The organism is Rhodococcus globerulus NBRC 14531 (assembly GCF_001894805.1).
Taxonomy (GTDB): Bacteria; Actinomycetota; Actinomycetes; order Mycobacteriales; family Mycobacteriaceae; genus Rhodococcus_F; species Rhodococcus_F globerula.
The window spans coordinates 93,719-120,597 of record NZ_BCWX01000003.1 but is presented as its reverse complement, the minus strand read 5'-3'; the positions used below and the strand labels follow the sequence as shown (position 1 = coordinate 120,597).

Below are 26,879 nucleotides of genomic sequence, written 5' to 3'. Positions count from 1 at the left end.
GCGATGAGTGAACAGAGTGACACTACGAATCTCGAACCCGTATTGATCAGTCCCGTCGTCAGTGGAATGATCCGCACCTGGTCCGAGGACGAGACCCGTCTGTGGAGCATCGATAATCCCGAAGGTCTTGCCGAGCTGCTCGGTCGTGGACGTATCGCCCGTACCATGATGCCGGACAACAGATCTCGAGAAATTGCCTTCCTGGACACACAGTCTGGCACCCTGTCGGTGCAACCGCGCTTCGCCTCTGCCGACAACGCCGCAGCCGCCGGATCGTTCCAACTCGGCGAACCCATCCCCGTCGACGGAGATCCGTGGGACGAACTCGAGCTGGCACTCGCACACGTTGCTCTCTCCGCTGCGGCGCGCAGCGAATTCTGGCTGGTAGAACAGGGCGGCTGGGACGCTCCAGCGCAGCCGCATTGTCTGTTTGCCGTGATCAGCGAGGACGGCGCAGCCAATGCCGTCATGGAGGCAGCACCCGCACCCGCTGATACCGGCGTCTGGCCTGAGGTTCCCAGCGATCAACCAGGGGTTTCCGTCGCGGCGCCGGCGTCGCAGGAGACCATCGAAGCGGCAGGCATCTTCGCCACAACAGCCATCCAGACGTGGAACGTCCATCCCTGGGATGTTGGCCTGACCTTCGGAAAGCTCGAGGATTTTGCCTGATCCGCAGCCAAGTGAGTTCTACGTCTCCCGCCGCAACAGCAATCGCGGTTCGTCACAACACCCGGTATGACCACGACAGGACGACCTGCAATGGGCATACTGAGGGAACTGGGGTAACTCCCGGTCACAAATACCGTGAATCCGCGTCGGGGCGGAGATGCGGCCATCACAACACGCGAGCGCTGGACAAACCGGCCGCTCCGAAAGGCTCAACCATGGCAACCGATCAATTGCAGACCGTTGTACTGCACGGTGACCAGCTGAAATACGTCGACCAGGGCAAAGGCCCCGTTGTCGTCCTGATCCACGGCCTTCTCGGCGCACATACCAATTGGGAACCGCAGATCGAGACGCTGTCGCGGCGCTACCGCGTCATCGCACCCGACCTGTTCGGGCACGGAGCGTCCGACAAGCCGGCCAGCGACTACTCCCTGAGTGCCCACGCCGCGACCGTGCGCGATCTCCTGGAAGCACTCGACATCCCCTCCGCCACGTTGGTCGGCCACTCCCTCGGCGGCGGTGTTGCCATGCAAGCCATGTATCTGTTCCCCGACCGCGTCGAGCGCCTGTGCCTGGTGGCCAGCGGTGGCCTGGGCCCCGAAGTCAGCCCACTCCTTCGGGCCGCAACCTTGCCCGGCAGCGAACTGGTTCTTCCCGTCCTGGCGTCCAAGACGCTGACCGACGTCACCGACAAAGCTCTCGAACTGTTCAACAAGATCGGGCTGTTCAAATTGGGTGCCAGCGCCAGTGAAGCTCGCAAGAGCCTTGCGACGGTATCCGACGCCGCAACCCGGCAGGCTTTCCTTGCCACTGCCCGCTCGGTGATCAATTACCAGGGCCAAACCGTGGCCGCTACACCACATTTCGCGAAGTTCCAGAACTTGCAGGCACTCTTGGTCTGGGGCGCCGAAGACACCATCATCCCCAACGCGCACACCGAGAACGCCCGCGCCGAACTACCCCTGGGTCGGGTCGAGATCTTCCCCCGCGCAGGACATTTCCCGCACCTTGACTACCCCGACCGGTTCGATCGCGTGTTTACAGAATTCATGACGGACTGCGGCGTGGGCTTCGGACCTAAGGCTGTCACGGGCTGAAATTGCCGCCGCGCCTCGCGTCCACTACCGATGGTCGAATAACAACACGACCCGTTCGAGCGGGGCTACCAGCACGATGTTTGTCGAATCATGTGTGGGGTAGGGCTTTGGCAGAGGAATTCTAGTTGCGCCCGACCCGGAGGAAGCGGTCAACGCCCTGACAGAACTCTTGAAGACGCACCGGGTGTGGGACCGCTTTCGCGCGCCTTCTGCGAACTGAAAGGACAACAAGGTGAGCACCGATCCCCAACCCGCACTCCCCACTGAACGCGGCCTCGACGATGTGTGCGAACAATTGGCAACCGCAGCAACAAGACGCGGTTTGACCGTCGCAACAGCGGAATCACTGACCTCCGGAAATATCGCTGCGCACCTGGGAAAGGCGCCCGATGCCGGGTCTTGGTTCAGTGGTGGGATTGTCGCGTACAGTCCGGCGGTCAAGCATTCCGTGCTCCACGTTCCGGACGGCCCCGTCGTCTGTGAAGACGCGGTGCGAGTCATGGCCCACAGCACTGCAACCCTGATGGGTGCCACGCTGGCTCTGGCCGTCACCGGGGAGGCAGGCCCAGAACCCCAGGAGGACCAAGATCCTGGAACAGTGTGGTTCGGGGTTGTCGATCATGGTGTCGCCGAGACTGAGAAACAGGTATTCAGCGGCGAGCCGGAGGACATTCTCGCCGCGACAGTCGAGCATGCGATCAAACTGTTAGCGCAGCATGCCGCCGGCGGCGATCACACCAGACTGGCGAGTTAGCCGTGGTTCGAAGATGCCAATTCCTCCAGGTAGCTCGCCACCCCGTCCTCGTCGTTGCTCGCCAGCACTCGGTCTGCAAGTTCGAGAATTTCCGGTAGCGCGTTCGACGGCGCCAAGGCGGTACCTGCCCACATCAACATCGGCAGGTCGTTGACGGCGTCACCTGCGGCCGCGACCTCCGACGGGTCAATGCCTTCAGCGGCGCACAACTGTGCGAGTGCACTGGCTTTGGACACCCCGGATGCCGCCATTTCCATGTACGGGGCACCGGAATGAGTGAGTTCGACGCCGGTAATTCCGGCTGCCGCGGCGGTTCGGTAGAGATCGGAACTCGACACGTCCGGATGCCGGGCAACAATCTTCACCATCGGTTCGATCTCCAGCGGCAACGTATCGGCAAGAACCATCTCGTGGACGTGCCTGTGGTGATCCGTGAAGTCGCACAGCGCAGCGTATTCGGGTTCCGCAAAGAACTGTGTCGGCCCGACATTCGCGAACACGACGCCGGGAACGAGTGTGCGGATTTGTTCCATTGCCGTTGCCGCCAAGGATGTTTCGATCGAGACAGTATCGACGATCTTCGGTGTACCGTCGGCAAGATCTAGAATCACAGCACCGTTGGCGCACACGGCCTTGCCCCGAAACCCGCATGAGCTCGCCAACGTATGCACCGAATGCCGAGCCCGAGCCGTCGCCCACACCACTTCGATTCCCGCCAGGCGTGCGCTCTCCATCGCCTGCGCCGTCCGCTCCGAAATCGTTCGATCGGAGCGCAGCAGGGTGCCGTCGAGGTCGGTGGCAAACATTCGGATTCGGGTCACGTGAATACATGATGCCAGGCAATCCGTCGGCAGCCTCGCTAGCCTGAATACATGAGCATCCCCGACATCAGCCTGAATTCCGGAACCACGATCCCGCAACTCGGCCTAGGAGTCTGGCAGGCCACCAACGACGAAACCGAACACGCCGTGCGCTTTGCGCTCGACGACGCCGGCTACCGCCACATCGACACCGCTGCCGCGTACGGCAACGAAGAGGGCGTAGGACGCGGCATCGCGGCATCATCGGTTGCCCGTGAGGACGTTTTCCTCACCACAAAGCTGTGGAACTCCGATCAGGGCTACGAACCGGCGTTGGCAGCGTTCGATACCAGCATCAAGAAATTGGGCGTCGACTATGTCGACCTGTACCTAGTCCATTGGCCGCTCCAGGACAAGGAACGACTGCTCCGCACGTGGGACGCCATGGAGAAGATCGCTGAATCAGGCCGCGCGAAGGCCGTCGGCGTCTGCAACTTCGAACCCCACCACCTGCAACTTCTTGTCGACCGAGGTGGGCTGCTTCCCGCTGTGGACCAGGTGGAATTGCATCCCCATCTCCCCCAGCACGCCATTCGCGACAAGGCTGCCGAGCATGGAATCGCGGTCGAGTCGTGGAGCCCACTCGGTGGGACCAGTAACGCAGGATGGGGTCCGGCGTCGAAGCCGAACACACTTTTGACGGACCCGATCATCACCCGAATCGGTGATCGGCACAGCAAGTCAGCCGCGCAGGTACTGATCCGCTGGCATCTGCAGAACGGCCTCATCGTCATTCCGAAGTCCGTGCACGATGCCCGCATCGCCGAGAACATCGACGTCTTCGACTTCGAACTCACCGAACTCGACCTCAGCGAAATCGCCACGCTCGACGACGGCACTCGCGTCGGCGCCCATCCCGACGAACTTAATATCGGTGCGCCACAGTAGTTTCCGACAGATCCTGCAGAGTTGACATCACTCGTTCGAGGGGTTCGATGCTGCGCGTCGTCTGACACAGCGCAACGGCCCCCTCGATCGAGGCGATGGTCACATTTGCCATCGATCGCGCCTGATCCGGCGGTGAGCCTGCCTCGCCAAGCGCGGTCTCGACAAGTGTCTGCCAACCCGCCAGAACCTCGGCAGCGGCCTGCGCAACTTCGGGTTCGCTCGCCCGAGCGAGCCCACCGGCGATGATCGGACAGCCGATCGCAAAATCGGAGTTCGCGAGGTTGCGACGCCAGATATCGCCGACGGCATCGATGATGTCGGCCGGCGATCCGGTAGCCGACGCCGCACTGATCCGACGCGTGATGACGGCGCCTGCAGCTTGCACGGCCTCGACCATCAGCTGAGTTTTGCCGCCAGGAAAGTGGTGGTAGATGGACCCGCGCGGGGCGCTGCTGTGTTTGATCACGTCGTTGAACGAGGTCGCGTCGACGCCGTTGCGGCTGATCAACTCGACGGCGCTGCGGATCATCCGCTCACGCGAGCTCAGGTCTGCCATCGCAACTGCGCCTCCGTTCCTCTCGTTCATCTGTCGGGTTCATGCTACGTCCCGGAGCTAGCACCCTTTCTGCACAGTGCGCACGGTTTCCCGCCTGCTGAAGTCCATGCTCACTCGAGACAAACCGTGCTCACTCGATCCTCGCCCAGTCCACAGACCGAGACGGTTCAGCAACCATGCGGGCACTCGATGTACCATCGGCTCGTGACCTTCCCCGCCCCGCACAGCTGGTGGCCTGACCGCTGACGGTCAGCCGCAACTGTGTGCTGCCCAGACGAGATCGGGTGGTCCGCAACGCTCCAGCATTGGATCACCCGATACCGCGAACCAGGTACCGAAATCCATGAAGGAGAGTTAGTTGACCACCACCCCACTCAACCGTTCGCTCGAACCATTGGGCGTTTCCATCCCGTCGAAGGTTCCGACGCACTGGTACAACCTGGCGGCCGACCTCCCCGAACCCGTTCCCCCGCACCTGCACCCGGGCACCCGCGAGCCACTCGGTCCTGAGGACCTGGCACCGCTGTTTCCGATGAATCTCATCGCGCAGGAAGTGTCGACAGAACGGTACATCGAGATCCCCGAGACCGTCCGCGAGATCTACGGCATGTGGAGGCCCTCCCCGCTCTTCCGCGCACACCGCCTCGAGCGAGCACTGGGAACGCCTGCCCGCATCTACTACAAGTACGAAGGCGTAAGCCCCGTCGGTTCACACAAGCCGAATACCGCTGTGGCTCAGGCGTACTACAACGCCATCGAGGGAACTACCAAGCTCACCACCGAAACCGGTGCCGGCCAGTGGGGCGCGTCGCTGTCCTTCGCCGGCGCGCTGCTCGGACTCGACGTCGAGGTGTGGCAGGTCCGTTCGTCCTTCGACTCCAAGCCGTACCGCCGCATCCAGATGGAGGCGTACGGCGGAATCTGCCACCCGTCGCCGTCGGATCTGACGGAAGCCGGTCGCGCACTGCTGAAATCGCACCCTGACACCACGGGCTCCCTGGGCATGGCGATCAGCGAAGCAGTCGAGGTTGCCGCGCAGGATCCGAACACGCACTACTCACTCGGTAGCGTCCTGAACCACGTCATGCTGCACCAGACCGTCATCGGCCAGGAAGCCATGGTTCAGCTCGAAGAAGCCGGCGACGCCATCCCTGACACCGTATTCGGTTGCGCCGGCGGCGGTTCCAACCTCGCCGGCCTGACCTTCCCGTTCCTGGGACGGAATCTGCGTGAGGGCACCAAGACTCGTCTGGTTGCCTGCGAGCCGTCGGCCTGCCCGTCCCTCACCGAGGGCGAGTACCGCTACGACTTCGGTGACGTTGCCGGCCTGACCCCACTGCTCAAGATGCACACCCTGGGCAAGGACTTCGTTCCCCCGGCCATCCACGCCGGCGGACTGCGCTACCACGGTATGTCGCCGATGGTCTCCCATGCTGTCAATCTGGGACTGATGGATGCCATCGCCATCGATCAGGACGATGCACTGAACGCCGGTCTGATCTTCGCCCGCGCCGAGGGCATCATCCCGGCTCCGGAATCCACCCACGCAGTTGCGGGTGCGATCGCTCACGCGCGTTCCGTCACCGAACCTGAGGTGATCGTGATCGGCCTGTCCGGCAACGGTCAGCTGGATCTGCCCGCGTACTCGCCGTACGTCTGAGGCCCTGCGGGCCCTGTGCGCCTTTCTGGTAGTTCCGACTACCAAAAAGGCGCACGGGGCCGAAGGCCCTAATGCACCCGAGCCGGCCGCGCAATCACCTCTAGCGCAACCAACGCGAGCACTGTCACAAGCACCGTCACCGCTACGACAACACCCGACGGGTAGCGCCAGAAGACAAGTACAGCCACGGCGATGACAACGACCAAAACGCGAAGCGCCACAATATATTTTGCGCATATCGTCTCGATGGCACGTGGTTCACGATCCGTACTCGGTGATCTGACAGAGTCGACTGCCTTGCTGAATCCGCGGCGCACGGCAAGCGCCGACGACGATCCACCCGTCAGATAGCCGACGATCGCAATCACAACGCCGAGAACGAAGACGGCCCGCAGGCTGGTCTTGAGCGGCAGGAGAAGGGTGTCGACGATAACCCCGGCTGACGCGGGCGACAACACGTCTGCAGGAATGTCGTCCAGGTACACCGCGCGCCCGATGCTGAGTGCGACCGCGAGGAGCGCCATCGCCACGGCAACGGTGATTCCGACCAGCGACAAAGTCCGCAGACGCGATCCCTTGGGCGCGCACCAGATTGCCCCGGCTGCGAGAATGATGATCACCCACGGAAGAACCGAGGACGCTTTGTCCAGCGCAGACACAAGACGCTGAGCCTTGACCAACTTCGGGGATTCGAAGATCACGAAGGACTTGTCGACATCGGGAATCTTGTCGGCAAAAGCAAACCCACGATCGACGAGTGCGCTGCGCGCCTTCTCGATCAGCGGGGCCAGCGAGATGCTGACCTCACCCTTGTCACTGATGTCGACCGCAGCTCGCGTGTCGCCGGTCAATACCGCCGTCAAGGATTGGTGGGCTTCACGATTCGCCTCGACCCACAGATTCTCGAATGCGTCCGAGGACACCACGGAGCCGACTGTCTGGTGGATGAACGATTTTGCCTGATCAGCAATGACCGGCGCGAGACCGACCACTACCTGCGGCACCCGCTCCGCATTCTCGGTCAGCGCTGCCAACGCGTCCGCTGTCACCTTCTCGATGTCCAACTGTGAATCGATCTCATCCGTGATCCGGTTGGTGATCTCACCCTGGATGACGGGATTCGACCCCAGCGGCGCCACCGTCTGCACGTAGCGTTCGGAATCGAGCAATTCGCTGCGTGCATAACGCGCGAGAACACCGGCGAACGACAGCACAAGAATCAAGATGAGCAAGATCCAGACGCCGATCCACCGAAGCCCCGAATGCTCAGCCCGTTGCCTCTCAGTCGGCTTGGTAGCCGCAAATTGGGCGCGTAACTTCTCGAGTTCGGCGCGTTCCGACTTACTGAGGGGTTCAGCATCAGCAGAGTCCATCTAGTGTCTCGTATCTCTCGATGAAGCATCGACAGCGGAGCATGCACAGAAGTACATACCCAGATACAAACGCACTCAATCTCACCTGAAGGTCGAGGGCTTCCAGAGGAACTTATGCAGCCATTTCAACCGTCGTAGGGACGGATGGCACGTCGCAAGCCACTGGCCCGGAGCACTTGGCGTTCGACGCCGGCGCGCACGGACTCCTCTGTTCCGATCACGCGAACATGAGTTCGCGCGCGAGTAATCGCGGTGTACAACAACTCCCGAGTGAGCAGCGACGACGCCTCGGCCGGCAACATGACGGAGACGGTGTCGTATTGACTGCCCTGGCTTCGGTGGATGGTCATCGCATAGACCGTCTGCACGGAGGACAATGAGCTCGGGTGTAACTGGAAATTGTTGTCGCCGCGCTGGAAGGCTGCCATGAGCACTCCGCCCTCGCCCTCGACAATGACTCCGGTATCTCCGTTGTAGATGCCGACCTCGTAGTCGTTGGCTGTGACCAACAGCGGCTGGCCGGGATACCACTGTTCAGGATTCAGGAACTCCCCTGCCTCAGCCCCCACCCAGTCCATGGCCTGTTTTGCCCACCGGCTGACGCCGTACGGGCCGTCGCGGTGTGCGCACAGAAGCCGATGCGATTCCATCGCTTTCAGCGCTCTCATCGCGTCACCCTGCTTCGCGAATCCAGTCGCGGACTCAGCGCTCGTGACGATATCGGAACGCAGCGCGTCGAGGTCTTCGGGCGCGTGAAACGACACGGCGGGATCACCGCTACGAAGAAGGCCGATAACCTCCTCTGCCTTGCCCTCCCGAACCGCGCTTGCCAACTGCGCAATGATTCCGCCGAATCGTCGGCCACGGGAAAGTTGAACTATGCCGCCGCGGAGACGTTCACGATCGTGCGCGGTGAGTGATTCGGCAGTACCTCCAGGTTCCAAGTCCGCACCGACAATGTCGGCCAGCGCCTTGTTTCCCTCCGCATTCGACGGTCGTGCAACAAGATCCGCGAGGACCGCGCCGGCATCCACCGACGTCAACTGATCCGGATCTCCGACCAACAGCAGTCGCGCGTCAGGACGCACGGCCTCGAGTAATCGAGCCATCAACGTCAACGACACCATCGACGTCTCGTCCACCACGATCACATCGAACGGCAGGCGGTTGGACGCGTTGTACTTGAACCTGCTGGCGCTGCCCCGTTGCCAGCCCAACAAACGGTGCAGCGTCATCGCCGTGAGGTCTGCCGGAAGTTTCAACTGCTCCGCCTGCTCGCGCACCGACTCCTGCAATCGCGCAGCCGCTTTGCCGGTGGGCGCAGCCAGACCGATTCGTAACTCGCTGCCGTGCTCTTCGAGAAGCAGCGCAAGAATACGTGCCACCGTGTGAGTTTTGCCGGTACCCGGGCCACCCGCGATAACCGTTGTCCAGTGTGTGAGCGACAGGGCTGCCGCAATGCGCTGACGGTCAGGGCCACTGGTATGGCCTGAATCCCCCTGAAAAGTTGTCTGCAATCGGGTGCGCGACTGTTCGGTGTCGACTGTCGGATGCGTCTCGGCTCGCTCGTCGAGCACCCGCCGAATTGTCTGCTCCTGCAAAAAGTACCGATCCAGGTACAGCAACTCTCCGTCGTCGCTATCCACCAGTCGCAGCGGTCGCAACGGCCCGGCAGTTCCGCCGATCACCAAGGGGCTCAACCGCAACGCGCTGATCACCGCTTCAGGTTCCGGCCAGGGTAACGCGGCAAGTTCGGCTTCGGTGGCCCCGTCGACGCTGACATCCTGCATGCGTCGTAGATCCAGGCAAACCGATCCCGAGCGCACCGCCCGAACCGCCAACGCGGCCACCAACATCACGCCTGGCGACGGTTCCCCGCCCAGCGTGCACAATCTGACAGCAACGTGGACGTCGGCGGCCAGAAGGACCCCGGCCTCATTGAACGTGCGCACGATCCCACGCGCTCGCTGGGCCAACTGCGCTTCGGTCATGAGAACTCCAGTACGTCAAGCGAAGATCGACCCGCGAGCAGATCCGACAACTCGACGATGAGCGCGGCCGGTGGTTTCCACTCGAATACACCGCATTCCGGCGGACTTTCCGGTCCGAGCATCCCCCGGACAAACTGATACTGCGCTCCGCCCAGATGCCGCCCCGGATCGTAATCCGCAAGTCGCCACCGCAGATAGCGATGCAATGCAACCGAGTACAACAGAGCCTGAAGCGGGTAATGCGAGCGAATCATCTCAGCTGCCATCAGGTCCCGGGTGTAATGCGCAGCCGTGAGATCACCGCGCCCCAACCTGTTGGTCTTGTAGTCGACGATCACAAACGAAGGCCCCGGAATGCGCAGTACTGCATCGATACTGCCGGTCAGGAATCCCCGCATCGGTATGGCGTCGACCCGCCCCAGGTGATCGGCATAACCCGCCAGAATGTCGTCGTGCGGCAGATGCTTTCGGAGAAGTTCGGCCACCTGACGCAGCGTGACCATCAATGACACCGGATCGTCACCACCGGCCAGCGGCAATTCGAAGTCCAACTCCGGCAGTCGATCCGAAGGATCGATTGTTGCCAGCGTTCCGAAGCCCAGTGGCGTGTGCATGACTGCAAAGAGCGCGTTCGCCAGCGCCACCGGGTCCAGGTCCGCAGCCCGCGCAGAAACCGCCTGTGCACATCGCATCTCGAGTTCGCTGCGTAAGTCCACAGCGGAGGTATCGACAACTTCGAGAATTTCGTGAACCAACGTGCCGAACGCGGCGCCCGCGGGAAGTCCGTTCATCGGCGACGGCAATGCCTCCAGCGGTGAGGCTTCCACGGGTCCGACGTCCACGAAGTCCGCCGGTTCGTCGTCCTTCCCCGGATCCTCGACCTCACTGCCGGTGGTGGGCGCATGATGAGCGCCCGCCGTCAACGCCGAATACGACGTCCGGCGCCACAGCGTATCCAGGTCACGATCGAAGCGAGCTGCCTCCAACTCGTAGGTCTCCGAGACGGATTCGGACCAACGATCGACCGACGGTGGGTGCGGCCCGACCGACTCGACGGAAATCACGTCCGAGCGGTCCGCCGGCCACGATTCCAATCGCGTGGCAATGGCGCCGTCATCAAGTACTTTCACCACTCGGGCGGGCTCCACGATTCCGGGTGTACGCCCGAGTAGCAACCTGTGCAACGCAGACCGCGACGTACCGTATGCCGGTGCCCACCAAAGAACCAACTGACACTGCGCCCGGGTGAGCGCCACGTACAGCAGACGCAACTCTTCGCCCGCTCCCTCCGTTTCAGCAGTCAGCTTCCGAGTGTTGTAACCCGGCCCTTCAGCCCCACCGACGTCGAGAATCCGGCGTCCGTCGCCGTCGTGGAGCATCTGGGTCGCCGCGGCGAATCCGCCGACGCTGTCCCAACCGAAGGGCACGTACACAATCGGGAACTCGAGGCCCTTGCTGGCGTGAACCGTGGCGATCTGCACTGCCGCTGCGTCGCTGTCCAGACGTCTGCTGCGATCACTCACGCTTCCCGACGCCGGGTCCTTGATCCGATCCCCCAACCACCGTACGAGGGCGCTCAGGCCGAACGATTCTTCGGCCGCGACTCGGCCGAGCAATTGCGCCACGTGACGCAGATCGGTGAAATCACGTTCGCCGGACGGCGACGACAGGATTCTTCGCTCCAAACCTGTTTCACCCGATATTTTTTCGAAAACCGCCGCAAACCCGATTCGCTGGAACAGCTCGGCAAACATTCGCAACTGCCCGGACACGGCAGCCACGACGGCGTCGCCATCGGAATCCATCGCCTCGGGCGTATGGCCCAGAATCGGCGACAGCGCAGCCAGCCGCACCCGGTCTGCACGGTGAGGCTGCTCGACGGCCTGCAACAGCCATAGCCAGTGTTTTGCGCTCGCCGTCGCGAAGACGCTGGAGCCGCCGGTCAATACAGACGGAACACCGACGAGTTCCAACGTGCCACGAATCATCTCGGCTTGCTTGTGATTACGCACCAGGACGGCAATGTCGCCGGGTACAACAGGCCGGCTCACACCACCGAGACTCAGCTCGGAACCACTCGAGAGCACGCGCACGACGTCGGCGGCCAAGTCGTCGGCGATTCGGCTCCGCAATCTGCCGACCGCGGGAAATTGCGACCGATTGAGCGGACCTGCGCCGGTGCGCGGCAGATAACGCAAACGCATCGACGGCTGCCCGGGAAGCCGGGAAACCTTGTGCGACGACGCAACCGGATGAGCGACGATGCTGTCGTTACCCAGCGCGGCACCGCCGTACAGATGCTCGAGCGCAGCCAGCAGACCGGGGTCACTGCGCCAATTGGTAGTGAGTTCCTGATGCGAATCGGCCTGCTGTACGGCGTCGAGGTAGCTCAGCACCTCCGCTCCACGGAACGCGTAGATAGCCTGCTTGGGGTCACCGACAAGAACCAACGTGGTGTGCCCGTGAAACGCGAGGCGCAAGATATCCCATTGCAGTGGGTCGGTGTCCTGGAATTCGTCGATCAGGACCACACGAAACTTCTCGCGCACGCGGCGACAGGCTTCCTGTCCGTAGTCGGGGTCGGCGAGCACCCCGTGCAGCAACGTCAGGAGGTCGTTGAAGTCGCGAATCCCCCTGGCACGTTTGCGTCGTTCGACCTCATCCCGCGCTGCCGCCGCGAACAACACCCGCTGCCCCGGGATGGTGTCCTCGTCGGCATCGGGTTCGAGTACAGCTTGCCCGTCTGCGACCGCACTCCGCGCGATCGCCAGCGCATCCTTCACAGAAAACGGTGGGGACGTATCCAGGGCGCTGTAGCGGACGAGGTAAAGATCGGACACAACCTCGTCGATCAGATCGTCAACCGATTCGACAAACGTCGCATCCGGTTCCCGCTCACCCGCGATACCCAGACCGTCGAGCATCCGCTGGCAGAAGCTGTGCGTTGTGGTCATGGTGCCGGAATCGAACTCCGCGAGTGCCTGCAGAAGTCGGCGGCGACGACGTGCCACCTCTTCGTCGTCGGCAGATGCCAGATGACGAATCAACACGTCGTCCGAGTGACGGGCACGGTCCGGGTCGGCCAGCGCAGCCGATACACCAGCGAATCGCTCACGCGTCCGCTCCCGAAGCTCCTGTGTTGCAGCCCTACTGAACGTCACCAGCAATACCTGCGAAATATCCGCCACGCCTTCGGCGACACACCGAGTTGCCAGACCCACAATGGCGTAGGTCTTACCCGTTCCCGCGCTTGCTTCCAATACCGTTGTGCCGGAAGGAAGGGGGCCAAGCAGGTCGAAGTCCATGACTACTCCGCACTTTCGTTGAGCAACACGGGCAACCACAACCGGTTGGCAAGGACGCCGAACCGGGTTGGCTCCTCGGCCCAGACACCTTCGTCCTCGAGTGGCGCCGTAGCGGCGAGGTCGGCAAAGGAACTGGATTCACCGAAGACGTAGACATTGCTGGGATCGTCACCGTCGCTGAATTGCCGCCCCCATGTGGCCTCGGCACTGCTCATGGCATTGTCGATCGACTGTCCGGCAAAGCGCCTTTTCGCGTATTCGGCGGTGGTATTGACCCACATCGGAATCGGACCGCGCAAGCCCCGATCGAGCAGATCGACCAACTGAAGAAGGATATCGAGCGGGTTCTCGGGAGCGGACAGAACGGAACGTGTTGCCGCGCGCTGATTTCCACCGCGCCCCACCGTGATCGCATTGACCTGCCCGTGATCGCCGGCAGCGGCAAGCGCCAGCAAACTGACCCACGCGCTCACCCGATGTTTGGGCGCCAACGACGAATACTGCGCCCGCACAACCGAATTTCCGTACACTCCCGTCACGGTTCCGCTCAGCCGTCTACCTCCACCAAGATCGACTGCAACATCGACGGAAGCGGCTTCTCCGACCATGTGTGGCAGTGCGAGTGACGCCAACTGATCCACTACCCACTCGATGTTGCCCAACACGGCGCTGCCCAGTTTGTACGGCGGCAACGTGCCTCGCCGCCATTCGGCAGCCCGGAAGTCCGCCGAACTGCGTCCGGTCAAGCGAGAGAGGAGCATTCGATCTCCCAACTCCCACGTCGCAAGCCCGTCGAGTTCCGCGTCGAGTGAATCGGCGATGTCGTCGTCGAGTTCCGGCACCCGCACACCGAGTCGCTGGCGCAGGAATCCCCGCGCCGGGTGAGTGAGGAACGATGACAGGTCCGCGAGGTTGACGTCGCGTGGCGGTAGCGACGGCAACGACGCCGAGCGGATCGACGGCAGTGGGACCGGCGCCTGGGTGATGGCACGGGCGCCTGCCAACGCTGCGGCGTCGAAGCTGAACGGTCTTTCCATCTCGAAATTCCGTTTGTCGAATGACTGCAACGGGTGCCGGGTCACAACCTGGTCCAGGCCGTTCGGCCTCACCGCCAACTTCAGGACATCGAGCAACCCGCTGAGCGGAATAGCCGGTGGGCGGGATGCGCCGGTCACGGGATCTGCACCGGTGTACAGCAGCAGCAGGTGTTCACCGGCCGACATCACCGCGTCGAGCAGCAGTTGTCTGTCTTCGCTACGCAGATCCCGCTCCCCGACAACAGGATCGCGAGCCAGGATGTCGTCTCCGTCGACGCCGCCGGAGCGCGGAAACACCTCGTCGTCAAGTCCGAGCAGTACAACAACCCGGTGCGGTACAGACCGCATCGGCACCATGGTGCACACGGTTAATTCACCAGTACGGAAATTGGCCCGAGTCGGCCGCCCCGCCAGACTCTTCGAAAGAAGTGCACGGATGTCGGAGAGTTGAAGTGTGGTGTCCGAACCGAACTCGACCGCACTCGCAAGAATGCGCTGGGCCGACGCGCTCTGCCAGGCGTCGTCCGGTGCCGCATCGGTGAGAAGGTCCAACGCTCTGAGCAACACCCGAAGCCACTCCGACGGCGAATGCGGGCCCGCCAGGTCACGCAACGAGACCGCCAGCCTGTCGATGTACTCGGCAAAGCGCCCGCTGAGGTCGATGTCTGTGCTTTCGACGTCGTCAAGGGGCAATGCAAGGTCCAGCCACGCGTTTTCGGACTCGTCTGCACTGGCACCCAACAAAATACGGTCGACGGCAGTGTTGAAAGTGTTCTGCTTGAAACCGGCCAGACCGAACGTTGCCCGCTGCCTGATGTCGATGCCCCATCGCGCCCCGGCCGCTCCGGTCCACTCGCGCAGACGCTCCAATTCATCGTCGGAGAACGCGAATCGGGTACGTACCGGCACACTGGTGGCAAGATCGAGAACCTGGCTGGCCGTGGCGCGGCCGTCTGCCAGTTCGAGCAGAGTGCCCAGCACAGCCAGCATCGGATTTGTCTGACGCAGACCACGATCCGCCAGGCGCACGCGAAGGCGGTGACCGGGGTGTCCCTGAACACCCTGCCCGAACGCGCCACGCACCAGGGGCGCATATGTTTCGACATCCGGGCACATCACCAGGACATCGCGGGGTTCGAGCGTCGGATCGTCTTCGAACAACCGCAACAGGCACTCTCGCAGGACCTCGACCTGACGAGCCGCACCGTGACACGCGTGAACCTGTACGCTCCCATCGGGTTTCACTCCACCCGAAGGGGCACGATCGGCCACGATGTCCGCCTGTATTGCCGCCAGAAGGGTCGGTGCACCTGATGTGGCAGGCAGATATTCCGAAGTGAGATCGGTGTTTGCCAGACTCGATTGCATTTCACGAACATCACGGGCAAGGCTGGACAACAGCGGGTTCGGCGACATCAACGCAGAGTTGTCGTCCGAACGGCGAGTGGTGACCGCCCCCGACGACAACTGGGAGCTCATCTCGTCCCACAGCGCGGGGCTTGGATGCGGCAGCCAGATGTGCACGTCACGATGGGTCGCCAAGGCCTCGAGAATCATTCGCTGATCAACTGGCAGTCGGGTGGGACCGAACACCGAAATACGTTCCGGTAGAGAAATAACAGTAGCGTCATCACTCAGCCTGCTGCACACCGACATGAGTCGCTCGGCCGGACCTGCCACGTCGATTCGATCCGCGACAACCGTCCACAACTTGGCTTGCCATTCGAAATCCGCGGCAAGCGGTAACCCGTGGCCGTCGGTGAACCGACCGGACGCCCACTCGATCAGCATCTGGGGACGCTGCGCCGCGTAGCTGGAGAACAGATCGGTGACATGCGACGCCGACGCAAAGCGTCGCCCCACCCCGTGTCCACGGAGATGCTTGGCAAGCACGCCGCACCACGGTTCGGAAATGGAATCATCGATGGCACCCAGAACTGTCCACACCAAGCGCGTCGGCGCCCACGGATCATTGTCCGCGCCGACACCACTCACCGTAGCGAGGACGTCGTCGACCAGTCGAACCGGAGAGGGAAAACTGATGTTCGCGGAGATGCCGTCCTGCGAGGATTCCGTCGCAGTGCCCAATCGTGAGGAAAGCTGCTGATTGAGCCAGCGTTCCACCCCTTTTGCCGGCACAGCGACTATCTCCCGGGCAAACGGATCCGACAACGGCGAGCGGAGAAGAGTGGACAGAGCGCAGACCAATGTGTCGGCGCGCTCGGCACGATACAACTTCAGCAACCCTCGCCCCTTTCGATCCCGCGATGTCCTGAACTCGGATGCGTCCATCTCACCACGCGAGTGCGACACGAACTCGCACCCGCGGCCGCAAGCCCCTCACACAGCAGTGACGAGCAGGCAACATGCCTGCAATCGAACCTTCGTACTGTGCGGAAATGACCAGTCCCATCACCACACCTCGTCCTCTCGGAACAGGTCTCGACATATCGGGCCTCGGTAAGACCTTCACGATGGGACGGCGGTCGGTGACCGCATTGACCGACGTCTCATTGCAGACGAGCGAGGGAACTTTCCTGTCCCTGCTCGGGCCGTCCGGCTGCGGTAAGTCCACTGTCCTGCGCATCCTCGCCGGACTCGACACTCCGAGCGCGGGAACTGCGCTGGTCAACGGGCAAACGCCCGCCGAACTGACAAAACGCCGGGAACTCGGAATCGCCTTTCAGGATTCTGCTCTCCTCCCGTGGCGGACCGTGACTTCCAACATCAAGCTGCCACTCCAGGTCGCCGGAATCGATCCGGACCCGGAGTTGATAGCCGATCTGATCGCTCTTGTCGGCCTCGAAGGATTCGAGAAGGCAAAACCCGCTCAACTCTCGGGCGGTATGCGTCAACGCGTCTCGATCGCTCGCTCGCTTGTCGTCAAGCCGAGTGTCCTCCTCCTCGACGAACCATTCGGTGCGCTCGACGACATGACCCGCCAACGTCTCAACATGGAACTACTTCGAATCTGGACCGAGAAACCGGCGACAACGTTGATGGTGACTCACGGCATCTCGGAGGCGGTGTTCCTCTCGGATGTTGTTGCCGTCATGAGTCCTCGGCCCGGACGTGTCCTCGAAGTTGTTCCCATCGATCTCCCTCGTCCGCGCACCCCCGAGATGATGCGTACGCCCGAATTCCACGCGATCCACGACTACCTGTCGGGTCTCCTGTTCGGAAAAGCAGGCGTTGCATGACAATTACCGATATCGAAAATGTTGCCACCGCAGCTGCAGAACCCATTCCGACGAGGCGGCGGGGCTTCACACGTCCCACCTGGCTCGGCGGCGCCATCGGAATCTGTGGGCTGATAGCAATCTGGTGGATTCTCGCGGCTGCCGGCGTTGCGGGCGGCACGATCCCCACACCGTGGGTTGTGATCTCGACGATGTTCGACGACGGTTGGGCGCTCTACGGCCCCAATTTCACTGTCACCGCTTACGGCGCCTTACAAGGCTTCCTGTGGGGAAACTTGCTGGCGATCATCCTGGCAGTCTTGGTTGTTCTCATCCCGCCGATCGAGAGTCTCGCCACTCAACTTGCGATCCTCAGCTACTGCACACCACTGCTCGCCCTCGGCCCGATCATCCTGGTGGTCTTCGGTGGACGGACCCCGACGATCTTCCTGGCGGCGATGTACTGCTTCTTCACAACCATGGTCGGAACTCTCGCCGGCCTACGATCCGCCGACAAAGCGAGCCTCGACCTGGTCGCCGCATACGGCGGTGGGCGCTGGCAGAAGTTCACCAAAGTACAACTGGTGAGCGCACTTCCGAGCACATTTGCCGCTCTCAAGATTGCCGCGCCGTCGGCTGTCCTCGGCGCCATCCTCGGTGAGTACCTCGGCGGTGTCGACAGCGGAATCGGAGTTGCCTTGACGGCCGCACAATCGTCGTACAACGTCCCTCGGACGTGGGGAATGGCTATCGCCGCAGCTCTGCTCGCCGGCCTGGGATACGCCCTCGTTGCCGCGGTCGCAAAGATCGTGACACCGTGGACGTCGGCTCCGGGAGCACAGAAATGACCGCGGTACGAGGAACATTCAGATTCCTCGCTCCGATCGCCATTGCGTCCGCACTGCTACTCGTCATCTGGGTCGTCTTTCTCAACGCCTTTCCCCAAGTCGGACCGCGCGTGGGAAAAACACCGGCCGATGTGTGGGAATACCTGTTCTCCGGACCGAAATCCGCTGACGCGAGGGCCGGAATCCTCGACAATCTGCTCATCACCCTGCGCGATGCGGGTGTCGGATTTGCCGTCGGAATGACGGCCGCGATTGTCGTAGCCTCGATCTTTGTCGTATCCCGCACCGTAGAACAGACATTCATGCCGGTAGCGATGCTGCTGCGGTCCGTGCCGCTCGTCGCGATGACCCCGATCATCGTGTTGATCTTCGGACGCGGAATCGTCGGCGTCACAGTAATGGTCGCCATCGTCGTATTCTTCCCCGCACTGGTCATGATCATGGTCGGATTGAGGGCAGCGCCAACGCAAGCTCAGGACCTCATTGCCGCATACGGCGGGAGTCGTTGGACTGCACTGCGAATGGTGTCGGTTCCCTCGGCACTTCCCGCAGTGTTCGCCGCCGCGCGCGTCTCTGTGCCCGGAGCACTGATCGGAGCGCTGATCGGCGAGTGGCTCGGTAGCGGTCAAGGCCTGGGATCGAGCATGATCAAGGCGATTCCGCGCTACCAGTACAACGAGTTGTGGGCGTCCATCGTGGTGATCACGGTCGTGTCGATCATCCTTTACGCCATTGTCGGAATCTTCGAGAACCTCGCCTTGTCCCATTTCGGTCCTTCGGCAGGCAAAGCGTGAGAACTGTTAACACAACCTCAACAAATAGTGTCCGCCAAGCAAACTCGACGAAATCGACTGCCCCTAGTGTTCCGGTTCATGACGCCTTTCAAGCCCGTTCGCCAGGTGGACCGCCGAGCTTTCTTCCGTTACTCCGCACTGACCGGCATCGCTGTGGCAGGCAGCGCGTCATTGCTCGCCTGCAGTAGTGATTCCACAGCCTCGAGCGGTGGCACTTCCGACGACGGATCCGAATTCGGAACTGTTGCAGTGCAATTGTCCTGGATCAAGAACATCGAATTTGCCGGTGAATACTTCGCCCTCGACAAGGGCTACTACAAGGACGCCGGATTCGGGAACGTCGAACTTGTTGCGGGCGGCGCCGCCGGCACCGGTGTCGAAGCCGGATTGGACACCGGCAAGGTGTGGATCGGCATGTCAGCTCCGCAGCTCACCGCTCCCGCTGTTCTCGACGGACTCGAGGCGAAGATCGTCGGCGCAACCTTCCAGAAGAATCCGTTTGCGATAGTCAGTTCCGCTGCAGCACCGATTAATTCGCCGCAGGATATGATCGGCAAGAAGATCGGTGTCCAGGATTCCAATCAGCTGGTCTTCGGCGCTCTCCTGGCCGCGAACGGGCTCACCGAAAGTCAGATGACCATAGTGCCCGCTCAATTCGACCCCAGCCCACTGGCAAACGGCGAAGTAGACGGTTGGGTCTCCTACGTCACCAACGAGCCGATCACCCTGGCGGCAAAAGGTTTTCCCAACGCCCACTTCCTGTTCGCGGACTACAATCTGCCACTCGTAGCCGAATCGTTCACCGTCCTACAATCGACCATCGACAACGAGCGAGACAAGCTCAAAGCCTTCCTGAAGGCCGAAATCCAGGGCTGGCGCGACGCTGTCGCCGATCCCGCAGAATCCGCCCGCCTCGCAGTCGAGGTGTACGGCAAGGACCAGAACCTCGAGCTCGAGGAACAGACCAAGGAAGCGACCGCACAGAACGATCTTGTGGTCTCGGCCGACACCAAGGCAAACGGATTATTCACGATGACTCCGGCATTGATCGAACAGAACATCGCGGCATTGGCCAAAGCCGGACTGGAGATCTCAGCAGATCAACTGTTCGACCTGTCGATCCTCGAGGAGGTATACGCCGAGAACCCGGATCTCATCTGACGCTACTGACCGAAGGTGAACCGCAGGTTCGCGTTGATCAGTGTGTTGATCCGTTTGCGCAAGCGGACAACCTCGGACTCTGTCGGGACCGGATCCTCCACTAACAACGTCCAACACAGTGTCGTACTGTTGCCGACCGCCTCGATGTCGAAACGGATTATCGCATCGGGGCGGTCGGGCCAGATCGAAGACCAGACCACCAACTCCGGTTCAACCGCCTCGATAATCCTCGGCTCAATCTCGTTGTCCCGCAAATCGAGCCAGTGCCGAACCGGCTCCCGATGCGGATCGATCAGAGCTTCGAACAAGAACCGCGCGGGCGGCGGCTGACTCCGGCGTCGACTCGCAACTTTGTGCATCTCGCAATCCTACTGACGCCCGGAGCCGACGTGAGGCGTGTCAATCAGGGATCAGCGCGAACCGAGGTCGCCGGCTCTGTCCCAGACTTGACCGACTATCGGTGTGCGATCCGGTATGTAGCAAAGTGCATCCCGGAGTCAGTGGCCGGTGGATTCCTTTGCCGGCGAAGCGGGAACCGGAGCCCCGTATTCGCTGGCAGCCCATGAGGCGAGCAGTCGCAGCGCTTGTTCGGATCCGGAGCCCGGCTCTGCGGAGTAGATGGTCAGTGTCAGGCCGGGTTCGGCCGCCATCTCGAGGCCCTCGTACGCCAGGGTGAGTTCACCGACAACTGGGTGGTGGAAGGTCTTTGACCCGGTGCCGTGGTGTCGGACATTGTGTGCACTCCACCGACGACGAAAGTCTTCACAACGGGTGCTGAGCTCGCCGATGAGGTCGTGAAGTTCCTTGTTGTGTGGGTCGCGGGCGGCTTCGGTGCGCAAGATGGCAACCGTCACCTCGGCAAAGAGGTCCCAGTCGGGGTAGAAGTCTCGTGCCCGCTCGTCGAGGAAGGTGTACCGGGCGATGTTCGGCGGCTGGCCCGGCATGTCGTAGACGTCCCCGTAGAACGCGCGGGCAAGCATGTTGCCGGCAAGGATGTCCATGCGTCCGTTGCGGACAAATGCCGGGCCGGCGGTGATCGCGTCGAGGGCCCACTGCAGACTCTGGTGCGGCAGCCACGTCTTCGAATTGCGGCGCCGCGGGGGCCTGGCCACGGGACTTGCTGCATGGGCGAGATCGAACAAATGCGCCCGCTCGGCATCATCAAGGCACAGTGCCTTGGCGAGACTGTCGAGCACCTCGGGTGAGGCGCCGCTGATTGCGCCGCGTTCTATCCGTGTGTAGTACTCGATGCTCACCCCGGCCAGGGTCGCGACCTCACTGCGGCGAAGCCCCTCGACCCGCCGGTTGGTTCCCGCTGGGAGTCCGACCTGTTCCGGAGTGACCAGGGCGCGACGTGAGGTCAGGAATTCCCGGACTTCCGCTCGATTGTCCATACGTCGACGCTAGTCGAGGTCCCGGTGTCGAGGGAGTCCCTTGTAGTACCCCCACCAACCGGGACTCCCACCTGTGCGCAATGAGTGGTGTGCTGGTGATCGAGAGACGAAGGTCTCGCCTGCGACTTTCAGCGGCCGTCCACAAGGAAGAAACGAACCCACCTTGAATTCAGACACCGAGTCGATCGAAACCGTAAGCGTACTAACGCAATCCACTTCCAACGACGGTATCGTCGAGCCAACCACATCGATGCCGGCCAGACTCGTGGACTCGTCGTATCCACACGGCCGCCTACCGTTGCATGCACTGCTCGTCATGGCGCTCATGGGGTTCATCCTCATCACCACCGAAACGATGCCCGCCGGGCTCCTGCCGCAAATCGCGGGCGGCCTCAACATCGCCGAAGGGACCGCGGGACAGCTGGTCAGCGCCTACGCTCTGGGTACCGTGGTCCTCACCATCCCGGCCATAGCATTCACCCGCGGCATGCGACGCAAACCTGTGTTCCTCGTCGGCATCCTGGGATTCCTGATCGCCAACACCATCGCCGTGTTCTCCCCGGATATCGCGGCGACGTTGACGGCGAGGTTCGCAGCCGGCGCTTTCTCCGGTCTGGTGTGGGGAATGCTCGCAGGATATGCACGCCGCATCACCGCCCCGGAACTTGCCGGGCGAGCCCTCACCATTGCCTCGATCGGCACACCCCTCGGCTTGGCCATAGGAACGCCTTTCGGATCGTGGCTGGGCACAACATTCGACTGGCGCTGGTCTTTCGGAGTCATCTCCGTATTGACTATTGTCACCGCCGTCCTCGCCCTGACGATCGTTCCCGACGCCCCAGGGCAACCTGCGGAATCACGCGTCCCCCTCGTGCGGGTGTTTGCCATTCCCGGCGTCACCGTCATACTCGTCGTCATTTTTGCATGGATGCTCGCGCACAACACGCTCTACACCTACATCGCGACCTATCTACGGACCGCGAATGTGCCGATCTCCGTAGACGTGGCTCTGATGGTGTTCGGGGTTTCCGCACTGATCGGCATCGCGATCACCGGCGCCCTCATCGACCGTGTCCCTCGGCCACTGATTTTAGGCAGCCTCTTCCTCTTCCTCACCGCAGGTGTAGTTTTCGTTGCCGGAAGCCACTCGCCCGCTGCGGTGCTCGTCGCCGTTGTTCTCTGGGGAGTCGCCTTCGGCGGCGCGGCGCCACAGCTGCAAACAGCCATCAGCGCAGCAAGCGGCGAGAACGCAGACATCGCCAACTCCATGCTCGGGGTCGCGTTCAATGTCGCCATCTTCGCGGCCGGAGTCCTGGGTGCCGTACTCGTGAGCACCTTCGACGGAATGGCCCTGCCTTTCCTCATGATCGGGCTCACCGCAATCGCCGTCTCCATCGCATTCACTGCCCGCCGCACAGCATTCCCCGCCCGATAGCCCACCGTCACACTCATCCGACTGACCACACACCAGGAGATAGAACATGCACACCGTCACCGCCTACGCCGCCCCGTCTGCAACCGAACCCTTACGCCGCACACACATCGAACGCCGCGACGTCGGCCCGAGTGACGTGCTCATCGAAATCAAGTACGCCGGAATCTGCCACTCGGACATCCACACCGTCCGCGGAGATTGGGGCCCCCAGAACTACCCCCTCGCCCCCGGCCACGAAATCGCCGGCATCGTCACCGAAGTGGGCTGCGCCGTCACCAAGCACGCCGTCGGTGATCGTGTGGGTGTCGGCTGCATGGTCAACTCGTGCCGCGAATGCGTCAACTGCCGTGGCGGCGATGAGCAGTACTGCCGCGAAGGCAACATCGCGACCTACGGCAGCGTGGACCGCGACGGCACGATCACCCAGGGCGGGTACTCCACCCACGTCGTCGTCGACGAAGACTTCGTCCTTCGCGTTCCGGTGAGCATCGACCTCGCAGCGGCCGCCCCACTGCTGTGCGCCGGCATCACCACCTACTCACCACTCGAACATTGGGGCGCCGGCCCCGGCAAGAAAGTTGCCATCGTGGGGATGGGTGGACTCGGCCACATGGCCGTCCAGATCGCACACGCGCTGGGGGCCGATGTCACCGTCCTGTCCCAGACGCTGAGCAAGAAGGACGACGGCTTGCGTCTAGGTGCAGATCACTACTACGCCACCAGTGACCCGGCAACGTTCCTCGATCTCGCAGACACCTTCGATCTGATCGTGAACACCGTCAGCGCACAAATCGATATCAGCTCCTACCTGAAGTTGCTGACGCTCGACGGTTCCCTTGTCAACGTCGGCGCACCGCCGGAACCGCTTCCGGTGAACGTATTTTCGCTGATCCTGGGGCGACGCTCCTTCGCCGGGTCTGCGATCGGCGGCATCCGCGAGACCCAGGAAATGCTCGACTTCTGCGCCGAGCACGGCATCGCTCCCGAAACCGAACTCATCGCCGCCGATCAGATCAACGATGCCTACGAACGCGTCCTTGCCTCCGATGTTCGGTACCGGTTCGTCATCGATACTGCGACCCTCGTCTAGACCCCACGTTTCCGGTGTGGCCGGAGGGCAGAACTTCGGCCACACCTAGGCGATGGTCCCGTTCACTGCGGGCCGAACCTGTGAACTGCAACCGAGAAGAAGGAAAACGATGCGACGAAAGCTCCTCATCACAGGATCAGCGGCAATCGTGTTCGCCGCCGCCGGATGCACGACCCCTGCGGGGCCCGCCTCCTCGACGTCGGCAATTTCCGCCACCTTCCCACCTGGCATCGCTTCTGCTAGCAGTTCTGCCGAAGGAACCGTAGTGCGCTTCACCTCGGGTGAAACTGCAGTCGACGTCACGATCGAATCGGACAATCCCACAACCCGTGATTTCCTCTCGATGCTTCCACTCACATTGTCAGTCGAAGAATTCGCGGGAAGGGAAAAGATCAGCCAACTGCCCCGAAAACTGGAGACAGACCGCTCGCCTGGATCCGACCCCGAGGACGGTGATCTCATCTATTACGCACCGTGGGGGAATATCGGCTTCTACTACGACACCGACGGCATCGGCTACTCGGATCAGACCATTCACCTGGGCACCTACGACGGACCCGTCGAGCAGCTGAGCCGCCTCGAGGGCGGAGACGTCACCGCCGAAGTGGTCCACCAGCAGTAGATACCGAGCCAACAAACTTCTGCCCACGGGCACAGGCTGCCAGATGTGCTGAACCCCGAGAGATACTTCGCCACTATTGATTTCGAAAACGAATCCGAACAACTCTGCCGCACACATCGACCCCCGCCTCGCGGCGACAACGTGACGGCGACACCCATCCTGACCATCCACACCGACCGCGAATCCGCGGCAAACATGGAGAGCTATGACCCGCACATCATCCCGGTACACATTTATCGCCGCAGGACTCACTGTGGGCGCTCTCCTGGCCTCGTGCACCGCGCAGCCCATACCCTCCGCGACGACCTCTACTTCCTCTCACTCAACGGCGCACCCGTCTCTCGGGACATCCGTGCCCTCCCACGTCACGACAAACCTGCAAGCCCCGTGGTCGGTGGTGTTCCTCGACGGCACACCCCTGGTCAGCGAACGCGACAGCGCGCGAATCCTCGAACTCGCAGAGGACGGCACCGCACGCGAAATCGGAACGGTCACAGGCGTCACCGGCAGCGGCGAAGGTGGTCTCCTGGGTATGGCGGTCGACGATCAGAGTCGGCTGTACGTGTATTCCACAGCATCGAGTGGAAACCGCATCCAGCGGTATTCCGTGACCGGAACAGCCGGATCACTCTCGCTCGGCGAACCACAGACCATCATCGATCAGATCCCGGCCGCCGGATGGCACGACGGCGGACGGATCGCGTTCGGCCCCGACGAAATGCTGTACGCCGCAACAGGTGATGCCGGACAGCGCGGCACCGCACAGGACCCAGCCTCCCTTGCCGGGAAGATTTTACGGATGACCCCCGACGGTGATGTCCCCGAAGACAACCCGTTCCCGGACTCACTCACCTACAGCTACGGGCACCGCAACCCTCAGGGTCTGGCCTGGTCTGACGACGGAACGATGTTCGCCACCGAATTCGGACAAGACACCTGGGACGAACTGAACATCATCACCCCCGGCAGCAACTACGGGTGGCCTACTGTCGAAGGCATCGCCGACACCGACGGTTTCACCGACCCCGTACAGCAGTGGGAGCCCAGCGAGGCCAGCCCCAGTGGCATGGTCAACATTGAAGGGACACTGTTCATCGCCAATCTCCGCGGTCAGGTCCTGCGAGCTGTCCCGAGCGCCCACCCTGCCACTTCGACCGACTATTTCAGCGGCGAGTACGGCCGCATCCGCGATGTCGCCGAGTCCCCGGACGGGGACCTGTGGCTCATCACCAACAACACCGATGGCCGCGGCGAACCGGGTCCCGAGGACGACCGCATCCTCCGTGTGCATCCAAGCATGCGGTAAGAGGCATCGTCAGCCGGCAACCTGACCCCACCCGCAACCGGTTCGAGAATGATTCCGTAGCAACGGATCTGGATTGAAATCTTGAGCATCAGCACTGTCGTACGGCGCAATCGCTTCGTGTTTCATACGACTTGTCGCCGCGAATCAGAAGCATCCCCAACCATCTGCGCCGTCACCGTCCCGATCAACGTAGAAAACGTGATCCTGGCGCTCTGGTGGCACCGAAGAAGGTGAGACGGGTTTCTGAGACACATTACGATTCCACAACTGTTGCAGTCGATTTCGCTCCACTCCGGCGTCGACTAGCAACTTTGTGCATCTCGCAATCCTACTTTTAGCGATTGTTTCTCCAGATTGCAGCAGAGAGGACTGTGGCGAACGAGCACCACAGCGGATACGGAACCAGTGCAAGGCCCGCAGAGCGGTCGACGCGCCCAACTCGCATCGCCAGATCAGAACTACTGACAGCTAGGGCTGCCGCGATGACGGGTGCAGCAGCGAGTCGATGTGAGCGAAAGAAGACCCAACTCCAGCCTGCATTGACGGCGAGGTTAGCCAGTAGTGCCAGTGCCAACCTTCGTTCATCGGCACGGTCTCCCTCCTCTTGGAGTCGATCAAGTGCAATGGCGGAACTGACAGCAATATCGGCATACAAGGCGGTCCATACGACCGGAAAAACAACGGCCGGCGGTTGAAATGCCGGCTTGCGCAAGTTCCTGAACCACGATGTTTTTTCGGGGCTACGGCCGGCCGCAGACCCGACGAGAGCCGTGAGGGTGGTAAACGCTCCGGTCCTCGCCAAATTCTTCGGAAGCCGGTTCAGTAGCTGTTCGCTCATCAATCTATCCCTACCGTCGTCG

Annotated in this window: 22 protein-coding genes; 13 read left to right on the top strand and 9 right to left on the bottom strand. The window is 62.0% G+C overall.

Annotated features, from left to right (window positions below):
- The first annotated feature begins 3 nt into the window (after nt 1-3).
- The 3 genes from RG2_RS15765 (at nt 4) to RG2_RS15755 (ending at nt 2,520) form a co-directional block, all read left to right on the top strand.
- Nucleotides 4-669, top strand: coding sequence for a hypothetical protein (locus RG2_RS15765; protein WP_033232412.1), 666 nt, complete (start codon nt 4-6; stop codon nt 667-669).
- A gap of 215 nt (nt 670-884) precedes the next feature.
- Nucleotides 885-1,766 (top strand): alpha/beta fold hydrolase, encoded by an 882-nt coding sequence (locus tag RG2_RS15760; RefSeq protein WP_033232413.1) that lies wholly within the window; start codon nt 885-887, stop codon nt 1,764-1,766.
- Nucleotides 1,767-1,998: 232 nt separating this feature from the next.
- Entirely contained in the window at nt 1,999-2,520 is a 522-nt protein-coding gene (locus RG2_RS15755) for a CinA family protein (protein ID WP_033232414.1), read from the top strand.
- Here RG2_RS15755 and RG2_RS15750 read toward each other — a convergent pair.
- On the bottom strand, nt 2,517-3,341 hold the full coding sequence (locus RG2_RS15750) for an HAD family hydrolase (protein ID WP_033232415.1): 825 nt from the start codon (nt 3,339-3,341) through the stop codon (nt 2,517-2,519). The two genes, RG2_RS15755 and RG2_RS15750, sit on opposite strands and share 4 nt — an antisense overlap.
- Before the next feature lie 51 nt (nt 3,342-3,392).
- Between RG2_RS15750 and RG2_RS15745 the strand changes: the two genes are divergently transcribed.
- Nucleotides 3,393-4,268 (top strand): aldo/keto reductase, encoded by an 876-nt coding sequence (locus RG2_RS15745; protein ID WP_033232416.1) that lies wholly within the window; start codon nt 3,393-3,395, stop codon nt 4,266-4,268.
- Here RG2_RS15745 and RG2_RS15740 read toward each other — a convergent pair.
- Nucleotides 4,246-4,824, bottom strand: a complete 579-nt coding sequence (locus RG2_RS15740) for a TetR/AcrR family transcriptional regulator (RefSeq protein WP_033232654.1) — start codon at nt 4,822-4,824, stop codon at nt 4,246-4,248. The two genes, RG2_RS15745 and RG2_RS15740, sit on opposite strands and share 23 nt — an antisense overlap.
- A gap of 358 nt (nt 4,825-5,182) precedes the next feature.
- Here RG2_RS15740 and RG2_RS15735 point away from each other — a divergent pair, with 358 nt between their 5' ends.
- Nucleotides 5,183-6,484, top strand: a complete 1,302-nt coding sequence (locus RG2_RS15735; protein ID WP_033232418.1) for a TrpB-like pyridoxal phosphate-dependent enzyme — start codon at nt 5,183-5,185, stop codon at nt 6,482-6,484.
- A 68-nt stretch (nt 6,485-6,552) separates the two neighbouring features.
- Here the strand turns inward: RG2_RS15735 and RG2_RS15730 are convergent, their stop codons facing one another.
- From RG2_RS15730 to recC, 4 genes are all read right to left on the bottom strand, one after another.
- Nucleotides 6,553-7,857, bottom strand: coding sequence for a hypothetical protein (locus tag RG2_RS15730; protein ID WP_051730360.1), 1,305 nt, complete (start codon nt 7,855-7,857; stop codon nt 6,553-6,555).
- A gap of 125 nt (nt 7,858-7,982) precedes the next feature.
- Complete coding sequence (gene recD, locus RG2_RS15725; RefSeq protein ID WP_033232420.1) at nt 7,983-9,848, bottom strand: exodeoxyribonuclease V subunit alpha; 1,866 nt, start codon at nt 9,846-9,848, stop codon at nt 7,983-7,985.
- Nucleotides 9,845-13,153, bottom strand: a complete 3,309-nt coding sequence (locus tag RG2_RS15720; RefSeq protein ID WP_033232422.1) for a UvrD-helicase domain-containing protein — start codon at nt 13,151-13,153, stop codon at nt 9,845-9,847. Before RG2_RS15720 ends, recD begins: the two co-directional genes overlap by 4 nt.
- A 2-nt stretch (nt 13,154-13,155) precedes the next feature.
- Nucleotides 13,156-16,434, bottom strand: a complete 3,279-nt coding sequence (recC, locus tag RG2_RS15715; protein ID WP_033232424.1) for an exodeoxyribonuclease V subunit gamma — start codon at nt 16,432-16,434, stop codon at nt 13,156-13,158.
- A 122-nt stretch (nt 16,435-16,556) separates the two neighbouring features.
- On the opposite strand from recC, the gene RG2_RS15710 reads away from it, so the two are divergent.
- The 4 genes from RG2_RS15710 to RG2_RS15695 all read left to right on the top strand — a co-directional run bounded on the left by RG2_RS15710 (nt 16,557) and on the right by RG2_RS15695 (nt 20,172).
- Nucleotides 16,557-17,390 (top strand): ABC transporter ATP-binding protein, encoded by an 834-nt coding sequence (locus tag RG2_RS15710; protein ID WP_080711649.1) that lies wholly within the window; start codon nt 16,557-16,559, stop codon nt 17,388-17,390.
- On the top strand, nt 17,387-18,217 hold the full coding sequence (locus RG2_RS15705) for an ABC transporter permease (protein ID WP_033232426.1): 831 nt from the start codon (nt 17,387-17,389) through the stop codon (nt 18,215-18,217). The genes RG2_RS15710 and RG2_RS15705 overlap by 4 nt, the downstream gene beginning before the upstream one ends.
- Nucleotides 18,214-19,011 (top strand): ABC transporter permease, encoded by a 798-nt coding sequence (locus RG2_RS15700; RefSeq protein ID WP_033232428.1) that lies wholly within the window; start codon nt 18,214-18,216, stop codon nt 19,009-19,011. The genes RG2_RS15705 and RG2_RS15700 overlap by 4 nt, the downstream gene beginning before the upstream one ends.
- A 78-nt stretch (nt 19,012-19,089) precedes the next feature.
- Nucleotides 19,090-20,172, top strand: coding sequence for an ABC transporter substrate-binding protein (locus RG2_RS15695; protein WP_033232660.1), 1,083 nt, complete (start codon nt 19,090-19,092; stop codon nt 20,170-20,172).
- Nucleotides 20,173-20,174: 2 nt separating this feature from the next.
- Here the strand turns inward: RG2_RS15695 and RG2_RS15690 are convergent, their stop codons facing one another.
- Both RG2_RS15690 and RG2_RS15685 read right to left on the bottom strand, forming a co-directional pair.
- Entirely contained in the window at nt 20,175-20,531 is a 357-nt protein-coding gene (locus RG2_RS15690) for an SRPBCC family protein (RefSeq protein WP_033232429.1), read from the bottom strand.
- A gap of 138 nt (nt 20,532-20,669) precedes the next feature.
- Complete coding sequence (locus tag RG2_RS15685; protein ID WP_033232431.1) at nt 20,670-21,566, bottom strand: helix-turn-helix transcriptional regulator; 897 nt, start codon at nt 21,564-21,566, stop codon at nt 20,670-20,672.
- Nucleotides 21,567-21,729: 163 nt separating this feature from the next.
- Between RG2_RS15685 and RG2_RS15680 the strand changes: the two genes are divergently transcribed.
- The 4 genes from RG2_RS15680 to RG2_RS15665 all read left to right on the top strand — a co-directional run bounded on the left by RG2_RS15680 (nt 21,730) and on the right by RG2_RS15665 (nt 26,019).
- A complete protein-coding gene (locus RG2_RS15680) occupies nt 21,730-23,001 on the top strand; it encodes an MFS transporter (protein ID WP_218020268.1) in 1,272 nt (423 codons plus the stop codon).
- A 46-nt stretch (nt 23,002-23,047) separates the two neighbouring features.
- Nucleotides 23,048-24,091, top strand: a complete 1,044-nt coding sequence (locus RG2_RS15675) for an NAD(P)-dependent alcohol dehydrogenase (protein ID WP_033232433.1) — start codon at nt 23,048-23,050, stop codon at nt 24,089-24,091.
- 109 nt (nt 24,092-24,200) lie between these two features.
- Nucleotides 24,201-24,713 carry a cyclophilin-like fold protein gene (locus tag RG2_RS15670; protein ID WP_033232434.1) on the top strand — a complete coding sequence of 171 codons (513 nt, stop codon included), beginning with the start codon at nt 24,201-24,203 and terminating at the stop codon, nt 24,711-24,713.
- Between the two features lie 205 nt (nt 24,714-24,918).
- Nucleotides 24,919-26,019: a PQQ-dependent sugar dehydrogenase gene (locus tag RG2_RS15665; RefSeq protein WP_033232436.1), complete on the top strand. Its 1,101-nt coding sequence runs from the start codon at nt 24,919-24,921 to the stop codon at nt 26,017-26,019.
- Nucleotides 26,020-26,353: 334 nt separating this feature from the next.
- Here RG2_RS15665 and RG2_RS15660 read toward each other — a convergent pair whose 3' ends face one another.
- Nucleotides 26,354-26,857, bottom strand: coding sequence for a TspO/MBR family protein (locus RG2_RS15660; RefSeq protein ID WP_080711651.1), 504 nt, complete (start codon nt 26,855-26,857; stop codon nt 26,354-26,356).
- Nucleotides 26,858-26,879 lie beyond the last annotated feature (22 nt).